At 66.6% G+C, this 6650-nt stretch carries 7 protein-coding genes; 4 read left to right on the top strand and 3 right to left on the bottom strand.

The genetic code is table 11. The annotated features are described in order from the left end of the window. Positions 1-182: 182 nt before the first annotated feature. Positions 183-806: a PadR family transcriptional regulator gene (locus tag ACWELQ_RS33980; protein WP_452401127.1), complete on the bottom strand. Its 624-nt coding sequence runs from the start codon at positions 804-806 to the stop codon at positions 183-185. 127 nt (positions 807-933) lie between these two features. On the opposite strand from ACWELQ_RS33980, the gene ACWELQ_RS33975 reads away from it, so the two are divergent. Together ACWELQ_RS33975 and ACWELQ_RS33970 are read left to right on the top strand one after the other, a co-directional pair. Continuing rightward, positions 934-1413: a hypothetical protein gene (locus tag ACWELQ_RS33975; RefSeq protein WP_452401126.1), complete on the top strand. Its 480-nt coding sequence runs from the start codon at positions 934-936 to the stop codon at positions 1411-1413. A 152-nt stretch (positions 1414-1565) separates the two neighbouring features. Continuing rightward, positions 1566-2456 (top strand): phenylalanine 4-monooxygenase, encoded by an 891-nt coding sequence (locus ACWELQ_RS33970; RefSeq protein ID WP_452401125.1) that lies wholly within the window; start codon positions 1566-1568, stop codon positions 2454-2456. Here the strand turns inward: ACWELQ_RS33970 and ACWELQ_RS33965 are convergent. Both ACWELQ_RS33965 and ACWELQ_RS33960 read right to left on the bottom strand, forming a co-directional pair. Then, complete coding sequence (locus ACWELQ_RS33965; protein ID WP_452401124.1) at positions 2453-3070, bottom strand: acyl-CoA-like ligand-binding transcription factor; 618 nt, start codon at positions 3068-3070, stop codon at positions 2453-2455. The genes ACWELQ_RS33970 and ACWELQ_RS33965 overlap by 4 nt on opposite strands. Further along, positions 3060-4574, bottom strand: coding sequence for an MFS transporter (locus ACWELQ_RS33960; RefSeq protein WP_452401123.1), 1515 nt, complete (start codon positions 4572-4574; stop codon positions 3060-3062). Before ACWELQ_RS33960 ends, ACWELQ_RS33965 begins: the two co-directional genes overlap by 11 nt. A gap of 262 nt (positions 4575-4836) precedes the next feature. Between ACWELQ_RS33960 and ACWELQ_RS33955 the strand changes: the two genes are divergently transcribed. Both ACWELQ_RS33955 and ACWELQ_RS33950 read left to right on the top strand, forming a co-directional pair. Further along, the gene (locus ACWELQ_RS33955) at positions 4837-5511 is read left to right on the top strand and encodes a SnoaL-like polyketide cyclase (RefSeq protein WP_452401122.1); all 675 of its coding nucleotides are present in this window, start codon (positions 4837-4839) and stop codon (positions 5509-5511) included. Between the two features lie 156 nt (positions 5512-5667). After that, positions 5668-6650 (top strand): D-alanyl-D-alanine carboxypeptidase family protein (locus ACWELQ_RS33950; RefSeq protein WP_452401121.1); only part of this gene is annotated, 983 nt, incomplete at its 3' end.

Here is a 6650-nt window from a genome sequence, read left to right as displayed (position 1 = left end):
AGGAGCGCGCGTACGAACGCGGCTACGAGAACGCCGAGCGCAATGACTTCGCCGGGGGCGGCGACTACTACGACGGTGGCGGCAACAATAACGACGACGGGTTCTTCTGAGCCGTCGTATCGAATCAGTAAGGCCGCCCGCGTCTTTCGGACGCGGGCGGCCTTGTTCGTGCGGGCGACCCGTCAGATGGTGGTCGAATTCTGGAACTCCACCAGCGAATCCCACGACCACGCCAGACTGCCGTCGGCAAGGTCGGCGACAACGCCTTCCAGCCAATGCAATTCGGCGACGGCGACGGCGCGCTGGAACTCGTCCTCGAGTTTGGTGACGCGCGGTAGCCCGAACTTCTCGGCCAGAACCATGCCGGCGTCGATCTCATCGATCTTGGCGCGCACCGCGTTCGCACGCTTCTCGAGTTCGGCGCGAGCCTCCGCGGGCGTGAGCAACAGCAGGAACGACAGTGCCGCAGGGAAGTCCGGGAATTCGTTGCGGGGGGTGCTGATCATCTCGTTGATCCAGCCGAGGCAGGCGGCCCGGCCCGTATCGGTGATCTCGTAGACGGTGCGCTCCGGATACTGCTGGTCGCGGCCGGTCTCACGGACGGAGACCAGCCCGGCCTCCTGCAGGCGGGCGATGGTCTTGTAGAGCTGGGCGCGCTGGCCGACATTGATGACCTTGTCCTTGCCCCACTCCTTGATGCGGCGCTGGATGGCGTAGGGGTGCATCGGTTCCAGGTGCAGGATGCCGAGCACTGCCATGGCCAGGGGCGAGCGCTTGAACTGTGTGGCCTGGGTCGGTGCTGTCATGCCCTCAATCTTACTAGGTGCTCAAAAACTAGTTTCGACGCACTAGTTGCCAAGCAACTAGTTTGTGTGTCACTATTGAGGAGCAGGCGAACCCGACCAGCACAACCACTCCGAAAAGGACGAGGCCATGAACGCCATCAACCCCGCCAAGGCCACCGACACCGTCAAGATCCACGCCGACCACGTCACCGAGAAGCACCTGGGCGACTGGACCCACGCCAAGTCCTTCGAGGTGAAGGCCCGCTACGGCAGCGTCGTCATCGACCTGCGCTCGCCCTGGATCGAGGGTGAGCAGGAGATCGTGGTCAACGCCGACCTCGACCACGCCATGGTCAAGCTGCTGGTCCCCGAGGACGCGGTGATCGACGCGTCCGAGCTGGAGTGGACCGGCCGCGGCAAGGTCAAGGACATGAGCCGCCCGCAGGACGCGAAGGGTCGCGTCATCCGCCTCACCGGCGCTTCCGCCAAGAGCGAGTTCCGCATTCACCGCGGTGGCATCGCCGTCCTGTCGGCCCTGTTCAGCCGCGAGTTCTTCGAGGACGCCAAGGCCGCCCGCAAGGAGGGCCGTACCCCGACCCTCGTCGACCCGGCCAACGCCCCGCGCTGATCCCGGCTCGATCGAACCCGGCCGGGGCGGCTGCAAACGCTCTCGGCCGCGACGAGCCCGAATGATGAACAAATGGCCTGTCCTGCTAGTCAATCTGACTAGCAGGACAGGCCATTGTTGTCTGGATCACACCACGGTGCTTGCATCGACGTATGTTCACGGAGGCTCAGCTGTATTCGCCGGTCACCAAGGGGGCCGACGGCGATGTGACGGTGCATTTGAGCGACGAGCACCCGGGCGTGCACGATCCGGCGTACCGGGCCCGCCGCAATGCCATCGCCGCGAAGGCACTGGATTACCGGCCGGGGGAACCGGTTCCGCAGGTCGACTACACCGACGAAGAGCAGGAAGTCTGGCGGATCGTCTCCGCCGAACTGGCCCGCAAACGTGAGCGCTACGCGTGCGCGGAGGTGATCGACGCCGCGCGGCGGCTGGCCTTGCCGTCCGACCATATTCCGCAGCTGGACGAGGTGAGCGCGAAACTGGTGCCGCTCACCGGATTCCGCTACGCCCCCGCCGCCGGGCTGGTGCCGCTGCGGGACTTCTTCGGCTCGTTCGCGGATCGGACCTTCCACTCCACCCAGTACATCCGTCATCACTCCGCCCCGCTCTACACCCCCGAACCGGACGCCGTCCACGAAATCCTTGGGCACGCCAATCAATTGGCCAGTCCGCGCTTCGCCTCCGTCTACGAGACGGTCGGCGCGGCGGTGGCCCGGCTGGAGACCGCACGGGCGCTGAAGTTCCTGGCCGATGTGTTCTGGTTCTCGATGGAGTTCGGCGTGCTGCGCGAGCACGGTGAGATCCGTTGCTACGGAGCGGGATTGCTGTCCTCGTTCGGCGAGATCGAGGAGTTCCGCGCGGCCGAGTTGCGCCCCTTGGACATTCACGCCATGGGGACCATCGCCTACGACATCACCCACTATCAGCCGATTCTCTACTGCGCCGAATCCGTCAGTGAGATAGAGGATGTGGTGGGCGGCTTCTTCGAGACCATGACCGACGACACCGTGGCTCGACTGGTGAGTGTGAAGCAGGTCTAGAGCGGCATCCCGGCCTCGAGGAAATCGATGACCCGGATGATCTGCTCCGGCCCGAAGGTCTCGTAGTCGATGAAGCTGAGCATCGCGCCGCTCAACGCGCCCGCGAAGATACGGACCTCGAAGTCGCCCGGCGCTCTGCCGGTTCGGCGCGCGACCAGTTCGGCGATCAGTTCGTTGCTGCGCTCCAGTTCCCGCGCGACCGCGCCGCGCAGTTCCGGCACGCTGGACAGCAGTTGTACCCGCTGCCGCTCGAATTCCCGGTCCTCGGGGTCGAGCGCGTCGAAGGACTCCACGGTGGCCTTGCGGAAGGCCGCCAGCACGGAGAGTTCGGCGGGCTGGGTCTCGAAGGACGCGATCATGAACGGGTCCAGATCGTCGGCCGTGGCGACCTGTTCCTTGGACGGGAAGTACCGGAAGAAGGTGCTGGGCGAGATGTCGGCGGCCGCGGCGATCTGCTCGACCGTGGTCTCGGTGTAGCCCTGCTCCCGGAACAGCCGGAACGCCTCCATCCGGATGGTGCGGCGGGTGCGTTCCTTCTTGCGTTCCCGCAGGCCGCCCCCGGCCGCGGTCTTCACCGGGGCCGGGGGCGGTGCGGAGGCAGTCTCAGCCGACATGGACCGATTGTCCCGCATCGACATCGACAGCTGCGCCGGACTCCTTGCCGCGGATCACGAAAGTCGCCAGCACGGCCGCGATCACGCAGATCGCCGCGCACACCCAGAGCATGGCGCTCATTCCGTCGACGAAGGCCGACTGCACGTGGCCGAGCAGCACCGGGTCGCCCAGCTTGCGGGCCACGCCGACTCCGGCGTTCACGCCGTCGGAGATGGGCGAGCGGTCGAGATCGCCGAGGCTCGAACGGTACTGGGTGGACAGGATGGTGCCGAGGATGGCGACGCCGATGGTCCCGCCCGCCTGCCGAAGCGCCTGGAGCAGTGCCGATCCCGAACCCGCGCGTTCGGGGCTGAGGTCGTCGGTGGCAGCTCCCATGGCGGCGGGCATCACGAAGCCCATGCCGACGCCGAGCAGCACCAGCGCGGCGGCCGCGAATCCGTAGCCGCTGTCCACGGTGATCAGCGCGCCCATGACCAGACCGCCTGCCAGCAGCGCGAATCCGGCGATCAGCACGGTACGAACGCCGAACCGGGGCAGCAGCCGGTCCACCAGCCGCGAGCCCACGGCCAGGCCGCCGATCAGCGGGAGCAGGCGCAGGCCGCTGCCGAGGGTGTCGGTCCCGAGCACCGCCTGGAAGTACTGCGGCATGGTGAAGAACAGCCCGAACATCGCGAAGTTCACCAGCACCATGAAGACCGTGCCCCAACGGAATCCGGCCTCGGCGAACAGCCCGAGATCGACCAGTGGGTGCGCGGTGCGGCGCTGCCACAGCACGAAGGCCGCGCCGAGCACGATCCCGGCGGCGATGGCGGTCCAGGCCGCGGGGTCGCCCCAGCCTTCCTGTCCGCAGCGGATGAAACCGTATGTCACACCGAGCATTCCGCCCGCCGACAGCAGTGCGCCGGTGAGGTCGATTCGGAAGGTGTTGCCGCTCTTGGATTCCGGCACCAGCAAGGCTACGGCGGTCGCGCCGATGATCACCAGCGGGACATTGAGCAGGAAGGCCGAGCCCCACCAGAAGTGCTCCAGCAGCCAGCCGCCCACGATCGGGCCCAGCGGCAGGCCGAGAGCGGTGGAGGTGATCCAGATGGTGATGGCCCGCTGCCGTTCCCGCTGTTCGGGGAAGAGGTTCGGCAGCACGGCCATGGACAGCGGCATCATGATCGCCGCGGCCAGCCCGAGCACCACGCGTCCGGCGATGAGCTGGCCCGACGAGGTGGCGAAGGCGCAGGCCAAGGAGGCGACCCCGAACAGCACCAGCGCCGCGAACAGGAACTTCTTGCGTCCGTACCGGTCGCCGAGCGCGCCCGCCGGGAGCATGAAGGCGGCCAGGGCCAGGGTGTAGGCGCTGCTGAACCACTGCAGCGCGGAGGTATCGGCGTGCAGGTCGACCGCGAGGGTGGGCAGGGCGACGGTGAGCACGGTGACGTCGAGTCCGATGGTCAGCATCGCGACGGCCAGGGCTCCCAGCGCCAGCCAGCGGCGCACTCCCTGAACTTCCATGACAGATCCAATCATTTGAGTGTTACTCGATAATGAGAGAGTCTCTCATTTCATAGAGACTGTCAATTCTTGTCATGTCATGGCCCCAGAGGCTGTCACGTCATGGGTTCAGGAGGGGTCGAATGGGGTGTGTCACCATTCCGCCTTCTGGTACTGGAGTCCCAGATGCTTGTCGCGACATGAAGTTGTCGTACTGATACCGTCGTGCGGTCCGTTTTGAGATCTTCGACCCCCCAACGGGTCTGGACAGGTGAGGCACGAAATGACCGACCAAGCAACCGAATCCGTCGCCGAGACCCCGCTGCATCTGCAGGGACGCGACGCCGTCATCGCGGCCGCCGCGCCGGAGGACTGGCGCGAGGGCGCCCCCGATTACCACCTGAGCAAGGAAGTCATCCCGGTCGAGCGCTCCACCCAGCACGCGCCGGATTCCTTGGAGCACATCGTCGAAGAGCTCGTGAAGGTCTTCGAGATGGAGGTCTCGCACAAGAAGGATCCGGCCAAGTGGGTCTCGGTCGTGGCCGAGCACTACCGCGGCCAGGTCAACGGCGGCAAGTGGCAGGACGCCGAGGAGTTCGCCCGCATCGGCTCCTACAACATCCTGATCGGCGAGAACCCCTTCTACGACGTGCAGGGTGAGACCTTCGAGTCCTCGCACCACATCTTCCACACCGCGTTCCCGGGCGGCTTCTTCTGGGAGGTGACCGAGGTGCTGGCCGGCCCGCCGTCGGTCACCTTCAAGTGGCGGCACTGGGGTCGCTACGAGGGCGAGTACAAGGGCCACCAGCCCACCGGCGAGCTCATCGAGATGACCGGCATCACCATTGCCAAGGTCTCCGAGGACCTCCGCATCCTCGAGCTCGAGCACTTCTACGACAACAACAAGCTGCTCGGCCCGCTCGCGCACGGCTGCCCGGTCAACCACACCGCGAACTAGCCCGCGCGACAGCGTCTTTCACCTCGGCGAGCCCCTGATCACACTGCCCGCGCGATCGGGGGCTCACTCGCATCCGGCCTGTGTGGCGACACGAGCACAGCAATCCTGTGAACCATCCCGCGCTCGGGTGACCCGTCGGCGTTAAAGTCGGGCGCGATGAGTATCCGCAGGTATCCGCACCGCACTGCCGCGATGACGGCAGCCGTCCTCGCCGCTGTGGCCGGGTTCGCCTTCACGCCGCTGCCGGGTCTCGCGACGGCCCAACCGTCCACGACGACAACGCCGTTCACGACGCCCAATACCGACAGCTGCCCGAACAAGACGTCCCCGCCGCCGCCCATCGACACCTCCGAGGTGCCCGAACCCGGGCAGACGGCCCCGGCCGCGCTACCCATCCCGAGCACCCCGATCGGCGGCAAGCAGCTGGGCGGTTGCGGGGTGATTCTGCCGTCGGGCGCGGGACCGCTGCCCGAGGGTATCTCGGCCACGGCCTGGGAAGTCGCCGATCTAGACACCGGCAAGGTGATCGCGGCCAAGGATCCGCACGGCCGCTACCGTCCCGCCTCCACCATCAAGGTGCTGCTGGCCTCGGTCGCGATTCCGGCGCTGGATTTGAACAAGACGGTGGTGGGTACCCAGGACGACGCCAATGCCGACGGCACCCGGGTCGGCATCGGGGCGGGTGGTCGCTACACCAACAAGCAGCTGTTCCAGGCTCTCATCATGGCCTCGGGAAACGATGCCGCGCATGCCATCGCGGCGCAGCTGGGCGGCGACGAGGCGACCGTCGGCAAGATGAACGCGCTGGCGAAACAGTTGCAGGCGTTGGACACCCGCGCCGCCACCCCGTCGGGGCTGGACGGACCCGGCATGAGCATCTCGGCCTATGATCTGGCGCTGCTGTTCCGCCACGCCATGACACTGCCGCTGTTCGCGGAGCTGATCCACACCGAGCAGGTGGACTTCCCCGGCTTCCCGGCCGATCCGAAAAACCCTGACGACAAGGATCATCCGGGCTTCCCGATCGCCAACGACAACCATCTTGCCCCTGCACCGGCTCACCGGCCACACCGGTTCCATCTGGCCCTTCGCCTTCCGGCCGGACGGCACCCAGCTCGCCGTCGCCGACGACCAATTCG

It is taken from the genome of Nocardia sp. NPDC004722 (genome assembly GCF_053601505.1).
This window is presented reverse-complemented; position numbering and strand designations above follow the sequence as displayed.

Excerpts from the sequence above, each read along its gene's own strand:
- ACWELQ_RS33970 (WP_452401125.1), top strand. The coding sequence starts at position 1,566 with ATGTTCACGGAGGCTCAGCTGTATTCGCCGGTCACCAAGGGGGCCGAC.
- ACWELQ_RS33960 (WP_452401123.1), bottom strand. The coding sequence starts at position 4,574 with ATGGAAGTTCAGGGAGTGCGCCGCTGGCTGGCGCTGGGAGCCCTGGCC.
- ACWELQ_RS33965 (WP_452401124.1), bottom strand. The coding sequence starts at position 3,070 with ATGTCGGCTGAGACTGCCTCCGCACCGCCCCCGGCCCCGGTGAAGACC.
- ACWELQ_RS33975 (WP_452401126.1), top strand. The coding sequence starts at position 934 with ATGAACGCCATCAACCCCGCCAAGGCCACCGACACCGTCAAGATCCAC.
- ACWELQ_RS33980 (WP_452401127.1), bottom strand. The coding sequence starts at position 806 with ATGACAGCACCGACCCAGGCCACACAGTTCAAGCGCTCGCCCCTGGCC.
- ACWELQ_RS33955 (WP_452401122.1), top strand. The coding sequence starts at position 4,837 with ATGACCGACCAAGCAACCGAATCCGTCGCCGAGACCCCGCTGCATCTG.